The sequence below is a fragment of the Dyadobacter pollutisoli genome, assembly GCF_026625565.1.
Lineage (GTDB): Bacteria > Bacteroidota > Bacteroidia > Cytophagales > Spirosomataceae > Dyadobacter > Dyadobacter pollutisoli.
Map to the genome: position 1 here is coordinate 2,016,172 of NZ_CP112998.1, position 16,710 is coordinate 2,032,881.

Annotated in this window: 12 protein-coding genes; 9 read left to right on the forward strand and 3 right to left on the reverse strand. The window is 45.8% G+C overall.

The window, feature by feature from the left end; translation table 11 throughout:
- The first annotated feature begins 12 nt into the window (after positions 1-12).
- From ON006_RS08355 to ON006_RS08385, 7 genes are all read left to right on the forward strand, one after another.
- Positions 13-1,497 carry an FGGY family carbohydrate kinase gene (locus ON006_RS08355; protein ID WP_244818931.1) on the forward strand — a complete coding sequence of 495 codons (1,485 nt, stop codon included), beginning with the start codon at positions 13-15 and terminating at the stop codon, positions 1,495-1,497.
- A 293-nt stretch (positions 1,498-1,790) separates the two neighbouring features.
- Positions 1,791-3,380 carry a DUF5060 domain-containing protein gene (locus ON006_RS08360; protein ID WP_244818930.1) on the forward strand — a complete coding sequence of 530 codons (1,590 nt, stop codon included), beginning with the start codon at positions 1,791-1,793 and terminating at the stop codon, positions 3,378-3,380.
- A gap of 17 nt (positions 3,381-3,397) precedes the next feature.
- Entirely contained in the window at positions 3,398-3,766 is a 369-nt protein-coding gene (locus ON006_RS08365; RefSeq protein ID WP_244818929.1) for a YchJ family protein, read from the forward strand.
- A gap of 357 nt (positions 3,767-4,123) precedes the next feature.
- Positions 4,124-7,270, forward strand: a complete 3,147-nt coding sequence (locus ON006_RS08370; RefSeq protein WP_244818928.1) for a SusC/RagA family TonB-linked outer membrane protein — start codon at positions 4,124-4,126, stop codon at positions 7,268-7,270.
- Positions 7,271-7,288: 18 nt separating this feature from the next.
- Entirely contained in the window at positions 7,289-8,701 is a 1,413-nt protein-coding gene (locus ON006_RS08375) for a RagB/SusD family nutrient uptake outer membrane protein (protein WP_244818927.1), read from the forward strand.
- A gap of 5 nt (positions 8,702-8,706) precedes the next feature.
- Complete coding sequence (locus ON006_RS08380; protein ID WP_244818926.1) at positions 8,707-10,548, forward strand: sialidase family protein; 1,842 nt, start codon at positions 8,707-8,709, stop codon at positions 10,546-10,548.
- A 68-nt stretch (positions 10,549-10,616) separates the two neighbouring features.
- The gene (locus ON006_RS08385; RefSeq protein WP_244818925.1) at positions 10,617-12,644 is read left to right on the forward strand and encodes an aceric acid hydrolase; all 2,028 of its coding nucleotides are present in this window, start codon (positions 10,617-10,619) and stop codon (positions 12,642-12,644) included.
- Position 12,645: 1 nt separating this feature from the next.
- Here ON006_RS08385 and ON006_RS08390 read toward each other — a convergent pair whose 3' ends face one another.
- From ON006_RS08390 to ON006_RS08400, 3 genes are all read right to left on the reverse strand, one after another.
- Complete coding sequence (locus tag ON006_RS08390; RefSeq protein WP_244818924.1) at positions 12,646-13,011, reverse strand: helix-turn-helix domain-containing protein; 366 nt, start codon at positions 13,009-13,011, stop codon at positions 12,646-12,648.
- 11 nt (positions 13,012-13,022) lie between these two features.
- Positions 13,023-13,316: a type II toxin-antitoxin system HigB family toxin gene (locus ON006_RS08395; protein WP_244818923.1), complete on the reverse strand. Its 294-nt coding sequence runs from the start codon at positions 13,314-13,316 to the stop codon at positions 13,023-13,025.
- Between the two features lie 98 nt (positions 13,317-13,414).
- Entirely contained in the window at positions 13,415-14,098 is a 684-nt protein-coding gene (locus tag ON006_RS08400) for a 3-keto-disaccharide hydrolase (protein ID WP_244818922.1), read from the reverse strand.
- Positions 14,099-14,408: 310 nt separating this feature from the next.
- Between ON006_RS08400 and ON006_RS08405 the strand changes: the two genes are divergently transcribed.
- Both ON006_RS08405 and ON006_RS08410 read left to right on the forward strand, forming a co-directional pair.
- Positions 14,409-15,176: a DeoR/GlpR family DNA-binding transcription regulator gene (locus tag ON006_RS08405; protein ID WP_244818921.1), complete on the forward strand. Its 768-nt coding sequence runs from the start codon at positions 14,409-14,411 to the stop codon at positions 15,174-15,176.
- 113 nt (positions 15,177-15,289) lie between these two features.
- On the forward strand, positions 15,290-16,702 hold the full coding sequence (locus ON006_RS08410; protein WP_244818920.1) for an L-fucose/L-arabinose isomerase family protein: 1,413 nt from the start codon (positions 15,290-15,292) through the stop codon (positions 16,700-16,702).
- Positions 16,703-16,710 lie beyond the last annotated feature (8 nt).

Sequence of the window (16,710 nt, forward strand, 5' to 3'; positions counted from 1 at the left end):
TTTTTTTCAATCATGACAGGTTCCTTTGTTTTAGCCATTGATCAGGGTACCAGCAGTACCAAAAGCCTCATTTTCGATGAAAGTGGCCGGGCGGTTGCGCGAGGTACGGAGCCATTGCATACCATGTATCTGGATGGAGGATTTGTCGAGCAAAACCCGGTTGGTATTTATGAAAACGTACTCGCTTCGGTTCAAAAGTGCCTGACAGACTTTAAAAACAATGGAGGTGACGTCCGTGAGATACGTTCCTGCGGGATTTCTAATCAGCGGGAGACGTTTGTGATTTGGGATGAAAATGGCGAACCGCTGCACAATGCAGTGGTGTGGCAATGCAAACGGTCGACCGCGGTTTGTGACGACTTGAAAGAAAAAGGATTTGAAAATGCCGTAAGGCAGAAGACCGGATTGTTGATTGATCCTTATTTTTCCGGTACCAAGGTAATTTGGTTGAGCGAAAATGTAGAAAAAGTAAGAGAAGCGATTTCGAATGGAAATGCCTTTTTCGGGACGATTGATACCTGGCTTCTTTATATGCTGACGAACGGGAAAGCGTATCTGACCGATCATACCAATGCTTCCCGCACACTGTTTTTCAACTTGAAGACACTTTCGTGGGACCATGAATTGATTGAGCAATTTGGCCTGTCGGGTTTGAAATTACCTGCTATTCAGGCTTCATCTAGTGAATTTGGGTCAACGGATTTTAATGGCCTGCTTCCGTACAAACTGGTTGTAACCGCGATGGTGGGTGACTCACATGCGGCGGCATTTGGTGAAGGCTGCTTTGCGCCGGGTATTGCCAAGGCAACGATGGGTACCGGCTCTTCCATTCTCATGAACATTGGAAATGAGCCGCGGCAATCGCAGCAAGGTATGGTGACGACGATTGGATGGAGTACTGAAAATCATGTGGAGTATGCATTGGAAGGCGTAATCGTAACTTGCGGGGCTACCATTGAATGGCTAAAAAACAACCTGGGTATTTTTCAGGATAGTAAGGAAACGGAACAAATGGCTCGGTCAGTGAATGACAGCAATGGCGTTTACCTTGTTCCTGCATTCAGCGGGCTGGGCGCCCCGCATTGGGATATGAACCGAAAAGCTTCCATTACCGGCCTGACCTTCGATTGCAATAAAAACCACATTGTTCGTGCCGCGCTTGAATCTATTCCGTATCAGATCAAAGATGTGATCACCGCAATGGAGTCCGACACGGGCGTTTTATTGCAGGAGCTAAAAATCGATGGCGGGCTTACTTCCAATCAATTTGTGGTACAGCTTCTCGCCGATCTGCTTGGTAAGCCGGTCGTTACCATGGGATTGCCGGAAGTGTCGGCGCTGGGTGCTGCTTATCTTTCTGGGTTAAAATCAGGGGTTTTTAGAAGTTTGGAGCATTTGAAGAAGCTTGATGAGGAGCAGGCTTATACTAATCCGATTGGCGATACCGCTTATGCCGGGAAAGGTTATGCTGGCTGGCAGGAAGCGGTTAAAGTATAGCGTAGACTTACCAAGTCTTCAAGACTTGGCAAGTCTTAGTCGGCGATCGAAGCATTGTGCACCGTGCTTCGACTGCGTTACCATTGATGTATTTTACAACTCACTAATAATAAAGCACTTAATTTGTCGCACTGAGCGCAGCGGCCACCGCTGTGGTCGAAGTGCACATGCGCGACGCAAAAGAAATAGTACCGTGCTTGTAACGACCTTTGACCACAGCGGTGGCCGCTGCGCTCAGGCTGACAAAAGGACGATACAACATACGCATTATGCCAAAAAATAATCCATCATCAATGAAGTCACCAATCCTGTTCTTACTACTTTTTCTTAGTATTCAATTTTGCGTACTGGCCCAGGAGCAAGTTCAACGCTGGGACCGGTTTGAGATCACACTAGCTGGTCCGCAAAATGGCAATCCTTTCACTGACATTACCTTAGCAGCAGAATTCACGCTGGGTACTGAAAAAATCAGGGTCAATGGATTTTATGATGGAGGCGGGAGTTTCAAGATTCGTTTTATGCCTCAAAAAACAGGTCAATGGAAGTATAAAACCATCAGTAACAGCAAAGTGCTGAATGCTAAAACTGGCTCATTTACCTGCATTGAACCACAGGAAGGTAATCACGGGCCCGTACAGGTAGCTGATACTTACCATTTTAAATACGCCGACGGAAAACGTTATTATCCTTTCGGCACGACATTATATGCCTGGACGCATCAGCCGCAGCAACTGGAAGAGATTACATTGAAGACATTGGAGAACGCGCCGTTCAACAAAGTTAGGATGTGTGTTTTTCCCAAATATTATTCCAATGTCGAAAATGAGCCGGAGTTTTATCCCTATGTTAAAACCGGTGAAACGAAGGATAGCAAAGGAAAAACAAAGTTTACCTGGGATCTTTCCAGATTTGACCCGGACTTTTTCAAGCATCTCGAAAAACGAATTGATGACTTGAAAACCATTGGTATTGAGGCTGATATCATTATTTTTCATCCCTATGACAAAGGACATTGGGGGTTTGACAGCCTTGGGAAAGAAAATGACCTGCGCTACATTCAGTATCTGACTGCCCGGCTTTCTTCTTTCCGGAATGTGTGGTGGTCTATGGCCAATGAATTTGACTACATTAAAACCAAACCCCGCGATGTTTGGGATACTTATACCAAAGCAGTTGTCGCCGCAGATCCTTACAAACACCTTTGCTCCATTCACAACGGAAGTGTCTATTATGATAACTGGAAACCCGAATTTACCCACGTAAGCATTCAGAACGGTTCAACGGTTGAGGATTTCGGCAGGGCTACGCTGCTGCGTGACGTATTTTTCAGGCCAATGATCTATGATGAAGTGTGTTACGAGGGCGATCTGCCGCAGCGCTGGGGGCATTTGAGCGGGGAAGAAATGACGGCGGCTTTCTGGCACGGCGTGATCGCAGGTACGTATGTGACCCATGGGGAAACCTATAAAAATGCCGGCGACACCATTTTTTGGGCGAAAGGTGGAAGGCTGATCGGTAGTAGTCCTGCCAGAATCGGATTTTTACGGAAAATATTGGAAGCGGCTCCCGGGCCTCTTGAACTGGCTGATCCCTGGAAAGATCATCAAACCGCAACGGCTGATAGCAGCTACTATCTGGTCTATTTTGGGAAAGAAATTAAATCGGAATGGACATTCAATTTACCCAAAAAAGCAGGGCCGCGTGCCAATCGTAAATTCGCTGTCGAGCTGATAGACACCTGGAATATGGCGATCACAAAGCTTCCGGACATTTTTGAAACCGCAGAACCGACCGACTACCGTATCTTTGACAAGAACCACAAATCTATCCGCCTGCCAGCCAGGCCATATTTGGCGTTGAGGATTGTGGAGGTCAAAATGTAAAGTAGTATTATAACCTAATGAAAACCTGTTTTTGCGGTTCTGATCAGCCTTATTCGCGGTGTTGTGGGCCTATTATTAAAGGTACGTTGAAGGCGACTTCGGCTGAGAAGTTGATGCGATCGCGGTATAGCGCGTATGTGATGGGCGCGGTTGACTACCTTTTTGAGACGACCCACAGTTCCCAGAGAGCAGGTCTTTTCAAAAAAGATATTGAGCAGTGGGCCAAAACGAACAATTGGCAAAAGCTAGAAGTGCTTCACGCTGATACCTTTACCGTCGAATTCAAGGCCTACTACACCGACAGAAAAGGCAAAAAGCAGGTCCATCACGAAAAGTCTACATTTGTTTTTGAAAATGATAGCTGGTACTATGTCGAGGCTATTTAGAAAAAATCATGATGGTGCCGCTATCTGACATCTTATCATATCCAATCTAGTAACATTCACTTATCATCCCGCTGTAATGTCAGCTGCTTTGAGGCGGCTTTGTCGTTTGTTTTGTGAAATCCTTCTATTTCTTGCGTATGTCCGCCTTTTGTGTGGTGTATGATCAGCTAAATTTTACTCTAATGTGACATAATTGACGTGTAGAGTAAAATTTAACAATTTTTTATGGAAATAAGACATATTTATTGTTTAAATATTTTTTATCTGTTCAAATATTTATACTTTTCGTAAAAAATAGAATAAAAAAGAAAGTAAAAGTAAATCCAAAGCACCAATCTCAAATCGGTTTAACTCATTATGAAAAAATTCTTACCTATCATCCTGGCATTGATACTGGTCGTACCGGTCGTTGATGCGCAGACCCTGACGGTCAAAGGCAGGGTAACGGGCGTAAGCGACGCGGATCCCCTGCCGGGTGTGAGCGTCGTGATCAAAGGCACACAGCGCGGAACGACCACCAATGCGGAGGGAGGTTTTCAAATTGATGTGCCAGACCAGGCTACTGTGCTGGTTTTCAGTTTTGTAGGTTATAAATCGATCGAAGAGACCGTTGGCGCAAGAACTGATTTCTCAGTCAAACTTTCTCCTGAAAACAAGTCGCTGGAAGAAGTGGTGGTAGTAGGTTACGGAACGCAAAGCAAACGTGCGGTGACCGGGGCAGTTATTTCAATTAATTACGATAAATTCAAAGACCGCTCGTTCAGCAATGTAACGCAATCGCTCGCCGGTACTTTGCCGGGTGTCAATATTTCGCAGTCGCAGGGTGCGCCCGGCGCGTCGCCGGTGATCAAAATCCGCGGGGTGAGCTCCATTACTGCCGGTACCAATCCGCTGATCGTGGTGGACGGGGTGCCATTGGAAAATTTTAACCTGAACCTCATTAATCCCCAGGACATTGAATCGGTGGAAGTGCTAAAAGACGCCTCATCGGCTGCTATTTACGGTTCCAGGGGATCAAGCGGTGTGATTTTGGTAACTACTAAAATGGGCAAACCGGGTAAGGTGAATGTCAGTGCCAATGTGGAGTATGGAAGTCAGAAAGTGGTCAGACGTGTCAAAATGATGGATGCGCAGCAGTTTATTGAGACATATGTAGATGCTAAAAACAATGCATGGACGGCGCAGGGAGGTAAGGCCAGCGACCAGAACAGTGTGCGGCCGTCGACATTGAAAATCCCCGAGGATTTCGTCAATAATCCACAGCAATTCGGAAAAGGTACCAACTGGCAGGACGTCATGTTCAGGACGGCTCCGTCCGTGACTGCCCAGCTTTCAGTTTCCGGTGGTACCGAGAAAACGCAGTATATGTTCTCGGCAGCTTACCTCGATCAAACCGCCGTTTTGGACCGAAACTATTATAAGAGACTGGCCGTGCGTTCGAACGTCAAAACTGCCATTAGTAACAAATTGACAGTTGGATTGAACCTCGGTATTACCTCGATTTTTGACCGCACAGAAGGTACGCAAGGTAAAAGTGACGTGATCAGTTTGGGTTTACAAAGCAATCCGCATTTCCCGGTTTATAACGAAAATGGCAATCTGGGCTACCGTGACCCCAATTCTACCTGGTTTCGGTTTACCTCTTTTGCAGATATGAACCTCTGGCATCCCTACTCGCTGACCCGCGAAGTGGACAAAGGAAGGAAGTCATTTAATACGCTGGCAACCGGATTTCTGGAATACGAAGTGGTCGACAATCTGCGGTTTCGCACCAGTATCAGCGGCAACCTTTATAATATGCGCAATTCATTTTATTGGAATGATAAACAGGGTTATGGCTACTCGGCAGTACTGGCAGCACAAGGCAACTCAGGCGACAGCTATATGCTGAACTGGCTGAGTGAAAACACATTGACCTACGACAAGAAGTTTGGAGAACACGCATTGACCGGACTTTTGGGCTACACTATTCAGAAACAGCGGGACGAAACCATGTACGTAGCGGCCAACAATTTTCCGAACGATCTCGTGCATACATTGAACGCGGGAACGGTTACTGCGGGAAATACAACGGCTAGCGAATGGTCGCTGCTATCGTACCTGGCGCGTGTTCAGTATAATTTCAAAAACAAATATTTCGTCACAGGAGCCATTCGTCGTGACGGTATGTCGCGGTTTGGCGAGGCCAACAAATGGGGGTATTTCCCTTCTGTATCGGCTGGCTGGCTGATTTCGGATGAGGCATTTATGTCAGCGCTTCCGGCCGTTAACAATCTCAAACTGAGGGCAAGCTATGGTGTGACGGGTAACAACCAGATCCCCAATTATGGCTCGATCAGCCTGCTAGCTGCTGCACCTTATGTGAACGGAACGAATTTGGCCAATGGATTGAAAGTCAGTGGACTTGCCAACTCGCGGTTAAAGTGGGAGAAGACGGATCAGTTTAACGTAGGCGTGGATCTGGGCATGTTCAATAATCGCTTGAATGTGTCTGCGGAATACTACAATTCTATTACCCGCGACATGCTCTTATTTGTTCCAATCCCTGACATTACTGGCTTTTCTTCCCAATTGACAAACATTGGAAAAATGCGCAACCGGGGCGTTGAACTGAATATTTCGAGCAAAAATTTGACCGGCGACTTCACCTGGACTACTGATTTCAATGTATCCCGCAACCGCAATAAAGTGCTGCAATTAGGCCCTGGAAATGCACCCATTCAATATGTAGACAATGTGGTGACGGTGCGGACGGAAGTAGGCCAGCCGGTTTCCAATTTCTATGGCTATGTCTTCGACGGAGTCTTCAATAATCAATCTGAAATCGATGCCTATCCGCACCATGCGAGCACAACACCGGGCGACCCGAAAGTGCGCGACGTGAATGGCGATGGAAAAATCTCAGACGCGGACCGCACGGTTTTAGGTAATTATCAGCCTGATTTTATAGCTGGTATCACCAATACAGTGGGTTATAAAGGTTTTGAGCTTTCGTTTTTGTTTCAGGGATCGTTCGGCGGAGAAATTGCTAATAACAATGTCCGGTACCTGGGTACCTGGGACAATGGGCGGAATTTCTTCGCGAGCATGTACAACTATTGGCGCTCCGAAAGTGAGCCGGGTGATGGCAAACACTTCAAACCGACGGTCAATTATCTGGGGCTACAGAAACAATTTTCTTCCTATTGGGTCGAAGACGCCTCTTTTGTTCGTCTCAGAAATGTGCGGGTATCTTATGGTTTACCTGCCAAATGGACCAATAAATTGAAAGTGAGCAGCGCCAGGATTTATGTCAATGCTGAGAATGTGCATTTGTTCAGCAAGTACACGGGTTATGATCCTGAAAACACTACTTACGGAACTACCTCGTACAGCAGCAGCATGGAAACTGCGGGCAATTACAGCAGTGGTAATGCGCCGGTACCCGGTGCTTTCCAGGGTGTGGATTATGGCTCGTATCCATTGCCAAGGGTGATTACGGTTGGTATCAAGGCTGATTTTTAACAAAAAATATAGACAAATATGAAAAAGCTCATACAATTCCTGGCCATGATCACTTTTGTGGCTGTTTCGTGGGGATGTAAAGAATCTTTTCTCGAACTGGCACCGGTCTCGAACCCGAATGCTGATAATTTTTACAAGACCAAAACAGATTTCGACCTTGCGACGAATGCTGCATATAACACACTTTACACCGTGTACCATCCGCAGGGCGCGGTTTCCTATGCCGGTGAATTGATGTCGGACAATGTCACGATCTTCAACATTTCAGGTAATCAGGCGGATAAATGGCAGTTTCGGGACTATTCACTGGCTCCGGCCAATACGATGGTTTACCAGTTCTGGCAGGACTTTTATAAGTCACTGTATAACATCAATATCATTCTCAGCAAAATTGAAACGGCTGAACTTGATGCTGCCTACAAGTCTCAGGTACAAGGTGAAATGTTGTTTCTGAGATCGCTGTATTACTTTAACATGGTGCGTATCTGGGGCGATGTACCATTGGTAACGGCTCCCGTAACTGCCGCTGAGAGCTACAATATTCTCCGGGCACCGTCTGCCGAAATTTATGCGCAGATCATCAAAGATCTGGCGGATGCAAAAAGCAAACTTGCAGTTACGTCTGCGATTGCAGGTAGGGCTACAAAAGGTGCGGCACAGGCATTGTTGGGCAAAGTTTACCTTACTTCCGGCGATAAAGCCAATGCTGCCAAAGAGCTGAAAGAGGTTTATGACAGCAAAAAATATGAATTGCTGCCTTCGTATGCTTCGCTTTGGGACGTTAAAAACAAAAATAGCAAAGAGTCTATTTTTGAAATCCAGTATCTGGGTGGTGCTGCTACCAATCCGTACAGCAATTATTACCTTGAATTTTTCCCAAATTCCAATGCATTGGGCTTCTATGGGGCGGGAATGAATCAGGTCGTGGATGATCTTTGGAACGAGTATGAAAAGGGTGATACCCGTAAGGAAGCGTCTATTGACACAGGGTTCACGGATGCAAAAGGGAATTTTACGGCTGCCAAATTTCCTAAAAAATGGACGGATAAAACGGCCCCGCTTATCAACCAGAGTATCGCGTCCAACAACAATTTTATAGTATTGCGCTACGCTGACCTGCTTTTATTGCTGACGGAAGCTACTGGCGACGTGACTTATCTGAATCAGGTCCGGAAGCGTTCCAACCTGCCTTTGTATGGTGAAACGGGTTATCCTGCCAAGTATTCGACGGTTGAGCTGGCATTGGAACATGAGCGTCGAGTGGAGCTTGCGTTTGAATTTCAGCGCTGGTTTGATTTGAAGCGTACCAACAGGGCATTGCCGGTTTTAACACAGAAAGGTAAAAGTGTGACGCAGGATAAGCTGCTTTTACCGATACCCAACATTGTTAGAGATCAAAATGCAAAAATTACCCAGAACAATGGGTACTGAGATTAATGAACAAAATCAAAATCATTGTTGGTATTGCGCTCATTGCGAGTGTATTGGATTGGAATGTTGCCAACGCACAGGACACGGTACGCTATACCGGAAATACGTTGGTAAATGTTGACTACCACCACGGTCAGCTGAGCCCGGCGATCGGCGTGCATTCGTACCAGACGATGCGAGCGCGCAGAAATGATCCGGATACGGTTTTGTCCTGGACTTATAATCACGCGCCGATGCTGGCTTATTGGAATGGAGCTTTTTATCTGAATTATCTGAGCAACCCCGTCGGAGAACACATTCCGCCGGGGCAAACGTTGTTACAGACTTCCAAAGACGGGGAGAAATGGTCGAAGCCGGTGGTTATTTTTCCTCCGTACAAAATTCCTGATGGTACTGTCAAAAAGGACCATCCCGGTGTTGCGAAAAACCTGTATGCGGTCATGCATCAGCGGATGGGGTTTTTTATTTCCAAAAATAATAGGTTGCTGACGCTCGGGTTTTACGGAATCGTGCTCGATGCGAAAGACGATCCGAATGATGGCAATGGAATTGGCCGCGTGGTCCGGGAAATACAGAAAGACGGAAGCTTCGGGCCGATCTATTTCATTAGGCATAACACTTCCTGGACCCAGCAATCCGATTATCCAATGTATACGGATAGTCCTGACAAAGGTTTTGTGCAGGCGTGCGAAGAGCTGCTCGGTAACCGGCTGGTAACTCAGCAATGGGTGGAAGAGGCTGATCGGAACGATCCATTGATTTCTTTGAAAGGCGAATATAAAGCGCTCAGCTACTATCATTTGCCGGATGGCAGGGTAGTGGGACTCTGGAAGAATGCATTGACGAGTATCAGTAAAAATGAAGGGAAATCGTGGGTTTATTCTCCGAAAAGAGCGCCGGGGTTTGTGAATAGTAATGCCAAAATCTGGGGTCAGCGGATCAGTGACGGAAAGTATGCTACTGTATATAATCCATCCGAATTTCGGTGGCCGTTGGCTATTTCGGTCAGTGACAACGGTTTGGATTATAAAAACCTGCTATTGGTAAACGGCGAAATAACTTCGATGCGTTACGGTGGTAACTACAAATCTTACGGGCCGCAATATGTCCGTGGGATCGCAGAAGGGAATGGTACTCCGCCGGATGGCAAGCTTTGGGTTACATATAGTATGAACAAAGAGGATATCTGGATTTCGTCCGTGCCGGTACCGGTGAAAGACAAAGCTGAAAAGCACGCGAACGAGAATTTCAATGCTTTGCCGGAAGGTAAAGAACTGATGGAGTGGAACATTTACAGCCCGCTCTGGGCGCAGGTTCAGGTTAAAAAAGTATTTAGCGGTGCAAAAGCGCTTGTTTTGCAAGATGCTGATCCATTCGATTACGCCAAAGCTGAACGCGTGATACCGTCAACCAAAAAACTGATCGCAGAATTTTCCATAATTCCGCAGCAAAATAATCATGGCCTGCTGGACATTGAATTTCAGGATGCAAAAGGCACGCCGGGCATCAGATTATCATTGGATTCTGCGGGAGTTTTCAGGACAAAAGCAGGTTATAGGAACAGAAATCTGATGCAGTACAAATCGGGAGAACGTTTGGATGTAAAAGTGCAGATTAACACTGAAACCAGACTTTACAGCGTTTCGGTGAATGGTAAGAATTTGGGTAACAACATTCTTTTTGCGCCTTTGAAATCGGTCAGCAGGATTGTGTTTAGAACCGGAGACACGCGCCGGTTTCCAAATGCGGACACGCCGACGGATCAGATGTATGATTTGTTGGATGCAGGACGAAAGGACAACGAGGCTGTATATAATATTAACTATCTGATTAGTAGTCCGTTTTAGCGAACGTAGACTTGCCAAGTCTCCAAGACTTGGCAAGTCTTTTTAAGTTTTTAGCAATACTTCAAAATATGAAAAAAAACAAAATTGTCTTAACCTTTTCACTGTTCTGTTTGACGGCAGTACATGTTCAGGCTCAGAAAAATGCGTTGGTAAACACTTCGCAAAGCACTTTTGCCAAATTGAGCAGCCCGGACATGGACGCCGTACAATGGACGCAGGGTTTTTGGGCCGACAGGTTCAAGGTATGCCGCGAAACAATGGTACCGCAGCTTTGGAAAACTTATACCGATCCCGAGATCAGTCATTCCTTCCGGAATTTCGAGATCGCTGCTGGTCTGGAGGAAGGTAAATTCAAAGGGCCATCGTTCCATGATGGTGATTTTTATAAGACATTTGAAGCCGTAGCGGCCATGTATGCCGCTACCAAGGATAAAAAGCTGGACGAGCTCATGGACGAAGCCATTGCAGTAATGGCCAAGGCGCAGCGTGAGGATGGTTATATTTATACCAAAGCGATCATCGAACAAAAGCAAAAAGGTGAGTCCAAAATGTTCGATGACCGGCTGAGCTTTGAAGCTTACAATTTTGGTCATTTGATGACCGCCGCATGCGTTCACTACCGTGCCACAGGCAAGACTACATTGCTGGAAGTAGCCAAAAAAGCCGCTGATTTTTTGATCGTTTTTTATGACAAAGCCACGCCCGAGCAGTCCCGCAACGCCATATGCCCGTCACATTACATGGGGCTGTCTGAATTATACCGCACGACGCACGATCAGAAATACCTGACTTTGGTGAAACATTTGGTGGCGATTAAAGGCGCCACGGAAGGGACCGACGACAATCAGGACCGGATACCATTTTTACGGCAAACCAAAGTCATGGGCCACGCGGTACGCGCCAACTACCTGTATGCGGGCGTGGCAGACGTGTACGCGGAAACCGGCGACGCAGCCTTAATGAACCAGCTGAATGTAATGTGGGACGATGTTACGCAACACAAAATGTATGTAACCGGCGGCTGTGGTGCATTGTACGACGGCGTCTCACCCGATGGTACTTCTTACAAACCAGATGAAGTACAGAAAATCCACCAGGCGTATGGGCGTGATTATCAGTTGCCCAACTTTACTGCGCATAATGAAACTTGCGCGAACATTGGTAATGTGCTCTGGAACTGGCGAATGCTACAAATCACCGGCGACGCAAAGTATGCCGATATTGTTGAGCTCGCATTGTACAACAGTGTACTTTCGGGGATTAATCTAAAAGGCGATAAGTTCTTGTATACCAATCCATTGAGCTATTCGGATGCATTGCCGTTTGAGCAGCGTTGGTCCAAGGAGCGGCAGAGCTATATTTCGAAATCCAACTGCTGCCCACCAAACACGGTGCGGACGGTCTCTGAGGTGAGCCAATATGCTTATAGTTTGTCTGAAAAAGGTGTTTTCTTTAATCTGTATGGAGGAAATCACCTTCATACCCAACTTAAAAATGGCGCACTGAAATTGACACAAACTACCAATTACCCCTGGGATGGTAAAATAAGCATTAGCATTGAAGAAGCGCCGACCGAGTCATTCTCAACCTTTTTTCGAATTCCTGGCTGGTCTAGCAATGCCAGTCTGACTGTTAATGGTAAACAGCAGTCGGTTCAGCTTACCCCAGGGACTTACGCCGAAATCAATAAGGTTTGGAAAAAAGGTGATAAGCTAGAATTGACGCTTCCTATGCCGGTCAAATTGATCGAGTCGAATCCATTGGTCGAAGAAACGCGTAACCAAATTGCCGTGAAGCGCGGACCGGTTGTTTACTGTGTGGAATCGCTTGATCTGCCAAAAGGCAAAACGATTTTTGACATTGCCATTTCCGCCAAAAATAACCTGAAACCAGTGCAGCTAACGATCGAAAACAGCCCGATTATGAGCCTGCAAGGCGACGCACTGGTGATCAACCATTCAGATTGGACTAAAAAACTTTATCGCGAAGTGTCTACGGAAGCGCCGCAAACTATTCCAGTCAAACTGGTTCCTTACTATGCCTGGGGTAATCGTGGACATACCGATATGTCAGTCTGGTTGCCTCTGGCAAGATAATTCAGGCATTATCGAGCAAAAAACCAGGATCGATACCCAATTTTTTATAGACAGCTTTTAGAAATGGAACATCGGGATCGCGTTTGCCGCTCAGGATCTGGGATAGCTTGGGTTTTCCCAGTCCCAGCATATCAGCCAGCGCTGCCTGCGTCAGTTTAAGTTGAAAGCGTTTCAATTCAACCATTTCGGAAATGGTTTTGGGCATCGGAAATGGATAGTATGATTCTTCGTAGGACTGGATTGATAATGCGAGTGCCTCAATTTTTGTGGCCTCGCTTTCGGTAATATTATCTTCTCCCTTTTTCATCAATGTATCAAGCTCATTCAGAGCCGCTTGATACTCTTTTTCAGTTTTTAGGTTTTTCATATGAGTGATACTTATAATGTCGCCAAATCCAGTTTGTCGTATTCTTTATGCGTGCCAACAAACCTGATGAATAACGTTCTTTTTCTGAAAAATATCCGTGCAATTATCCTGCAATTGTTACCGGATATGTTAAATACAAATAACCCATTACCAACCGAATCTACGGAATTGAAGGAGTTTTTAACATCGCCGAAATTAGCCCAGTCAGCGTTTATCGTATCCTTGTACCATTTCTCCAAAGCATTTCGGAGCGCTGGATTTTGGAAATAAAATTCTCTTATAGGTTTGTGTGCGACGACTACCATTCGATTGATTAAAGTAGCCCGAATTTATAAATTTCATTCTAATTTGTAAAATATTATTTCGTTCTATTAACTTTAATTTCAAAATATGTAATTTTTAGTCAAAACTCCCGAACCCATATATTCCTGAAACTAACCCTGCTATTATGCTCCTGTAGCCTCAATGGCAGCTTGGCTTCATGATATTCGTATTTGGGATAGCCCTGGTATATCATTGGGCCTTTGAGTTCTACGTGATTAAGTATCAGTACATTGTTATGAAACACCGTCATGAATGCAGGTGTTTTCAGTGTTTTATCTGCATTGAAAACCGGGGCTTCGAAAATGACATCGTACGTCTGCCAGGTTTGTGGCTTTCTTGCTGCATTGACAAGAGGGGCGTGTTGCTTGTATATGCTTCCTGCCTGACCATTGTAGTAAATGCGGGTATCATAGTTATAAGACTCGTAGATCTGCAATTCGTAAAGTCCCATCAATAGTACGCCGCTGTTGCCCCGGTTCATATCCTTGTCCTCTTTTGGGTCCGGTGTTTTCCATTCGACGTGAAGCTGTATGTTTCCAAATTGCTTTTTTGTTCTGATATCAGTTGTTTTTGGAACAATGGTGATTGCGTCGCCGGTAGTTTGCCATTTTACATTGGAGCCATCTAAATGTTCCCATTTATCCAAATCCTGCTTACCACCATATAGTACAATCGCATCAGACGGAGGCTGCGCGTAGCTTTCTGCCGGGGTAACAAGCGGTGGTTTAACAGACCAGTCCTCGGTAGCGGAGGCAGGCGGCATATTTTGGGAAAATATTAGCTCTGAGCTGGTTACAAATACGCATAAGCATATTAAAAAACGAAAGTTCTTCATGACGATAAGGAATAGTGAAAGCTGCACAAACCAGTAGTCGGAATTTGAGAAATTATATTGCAATTACGTTGTTTTATTTTCAATTATTATTTTTTAGTTTCGTTTACTTTCTTAAATTTGCTATTGCTAATTTTGTGAAGCTTATTTGAATGGAATCGGTCTATTTTTCCGGCCCTTGTTAGTTATTAATTGTTTTAAATCTATTTTTAGATAAAAAAGGACAAAAAACAATAATATAATGCTGGCAAATCAAAGAAGGGATAAAATACTGGAATTGCTTAAAGAGGACGGTTCGGCGAAGGTGATTGACCTGGCTAAACTGTTTAAAGTGACAGAAGTGACTATTCGTCAGGATCTGGATAAACTGGAAAAAGACGGGCTTGTTATTAAAGAGCATGGAGGGGCATTTCTTAAAAATGTAGAAGATCAGGTCCGCAACTTTTCACTGGGAAATCAGGAAAATCTGGACAAAAAGGAATTGATCGCAGCGAAATGTCTGGAATACATTACGAATGGCGACACGATCATTTTGGACTCAGGGTCGACTACGACGGAGATTGCCAAGAAGCTGAGAAACAGTAACCGACACCTGACTGTGATTACCAATGCGCTGAACATTGCATTGCTTTTGGGAGCTGAAACAGGCATTGAAGTGATCATGACGGGAGGAGAATTTAAGCCGCCAACATTGTCACTCACTGGTCAGAAAGCTGCGGATTTTTTCAAAGGGCTGAATGTCCAGAAGTTATTTCTTGCAACGGCCGGATTGTCATTGAAATCGGGATTGACTTATCCGAGTATCAGTGACCTGGTGGTGAAGAAAGCAATGATCGACGCCGCTGATACCACATACCTGGTAGCGGATTCGACAAAAATAGGAAAAAGTGCCTTTGCAAGCCTCGGAGCCCTGTCGCTGATCGATTACATCATCACCGACGCAGGAATCGAAGAAAAACACAAGCAACTCTTCCACGACAACGAAATAGAACTAATCATAGCCGATTAACCCAGGGTTTTAACCCTGGGACCAGGCGACGAGCATAACCCAGGACAGCCAGGACTGAAGTCCTGCGCTGACGACTAACCCAGGACTTCAGTCCTGGGATAACAAGTAAAAACATGCATAATCAAGGAAGTATCGGAGTCATAATCGGTAACAGGGATTTTTTCCCGGACAGGCTGGTTGCTGAGGCCAGGGTTGAGATCATTGATTTGTTAAAAAAACTGAAAATCAATGCGATCATGCTCGATACCGAGGCTACGAAGCTGGGCGGGGTAGAGACTTTCCAGGATGCCCAGAAATGTGCGGCTTTGTTCAGGGCGCATCGCGACGAGATCATTGGCGTGCTGGTAGTACTGCCCAATTTCGGCGACGAACGGGGCATCGCGGAAACATTGAAATTGGCAGAACTGAATGTACCGGTACTTGTGCAAGGTTACCCGGACGATCTGGACAAGCTGGACGTGGCCAGACGGCGCGATTCGTGGTGTGGAAAGATATCGGCCTGTAATAATCTGTATCAGTTTGGGATCAAATATACGCTCACTACCAAGCATGTAGTGCACCCGACGGACCCTTCATTTACCAAAGACCTGCTGGATTTTCTGGGCGTATGCAGGGTTGCGATGGGACTGCGAAAAGTGAGGATAGGAGCCATAGGAGCACGTCCGGGTGGTTTTAACACCGTTCGTTACAGTGAGAAAATTTTACAGCGCAATGGCATTTCTGTGATCACTGTGGATTTGTCTGAAATTTTGGGCAACGCCAACAAGCTGACTGCCCAGGATACCAGCGTGCAGCAGCGTTTGCAAAAGATAAGAGACTACGCGCCAACTGGCAGAACACCCGACGAGGCTTTGATACAAATGGCCAAGCTGGACGTGGTATTGACTGATTTTATGCAGGAAAATGCATTAAACGCTACTGCCATTCAGTGCTGGACTTCGGTGCAAAAAAACTACGGGTGCAATGTCTGTACGAGTATGAGCATCATGAGCGAAAGCATGCTTCCGAGCGGCTGCGAGGTGGATGTGACGGGTACGCTCAGCATGTATGCGCTGCAACTCGCATCAGGATCGCCGAGTGCGCTGGTAGATTGGAATAATAATTACGCGAATGACAATAACAAATGCGTGCTTTTCCACTGTGGAAACTGGGCGAAGTCATTTTTGCCGGATATAGAAATCAGCACAGCGCCGATTTTGGGAACATCGGTAGGAGAGGAAAACACTTACGGCGCGCTTTCAGGGCGTACACCAGCCTCGCCGCTCACGTTCGGCCGCATTAGTACGGACGATCCTCGTGGCGTAATGAAGGCATATATAGGGGAGGGTAAATTGACGGACGATACATTAAAAACCTTCGGGAACCGCGCAGTAGCGGAGATTCCAAACCTCCAAAACCTCATGCAATACATCTGCCGCAATGGATTTGAGCACCATGTGGTGATGAATGCTTCCAAAACGGCGGGCATATTGAACGAAGCACTGGGGAACTATATGGGCTGGGAAGTGCAGCTTTTTAACGATTAAATCGTGCA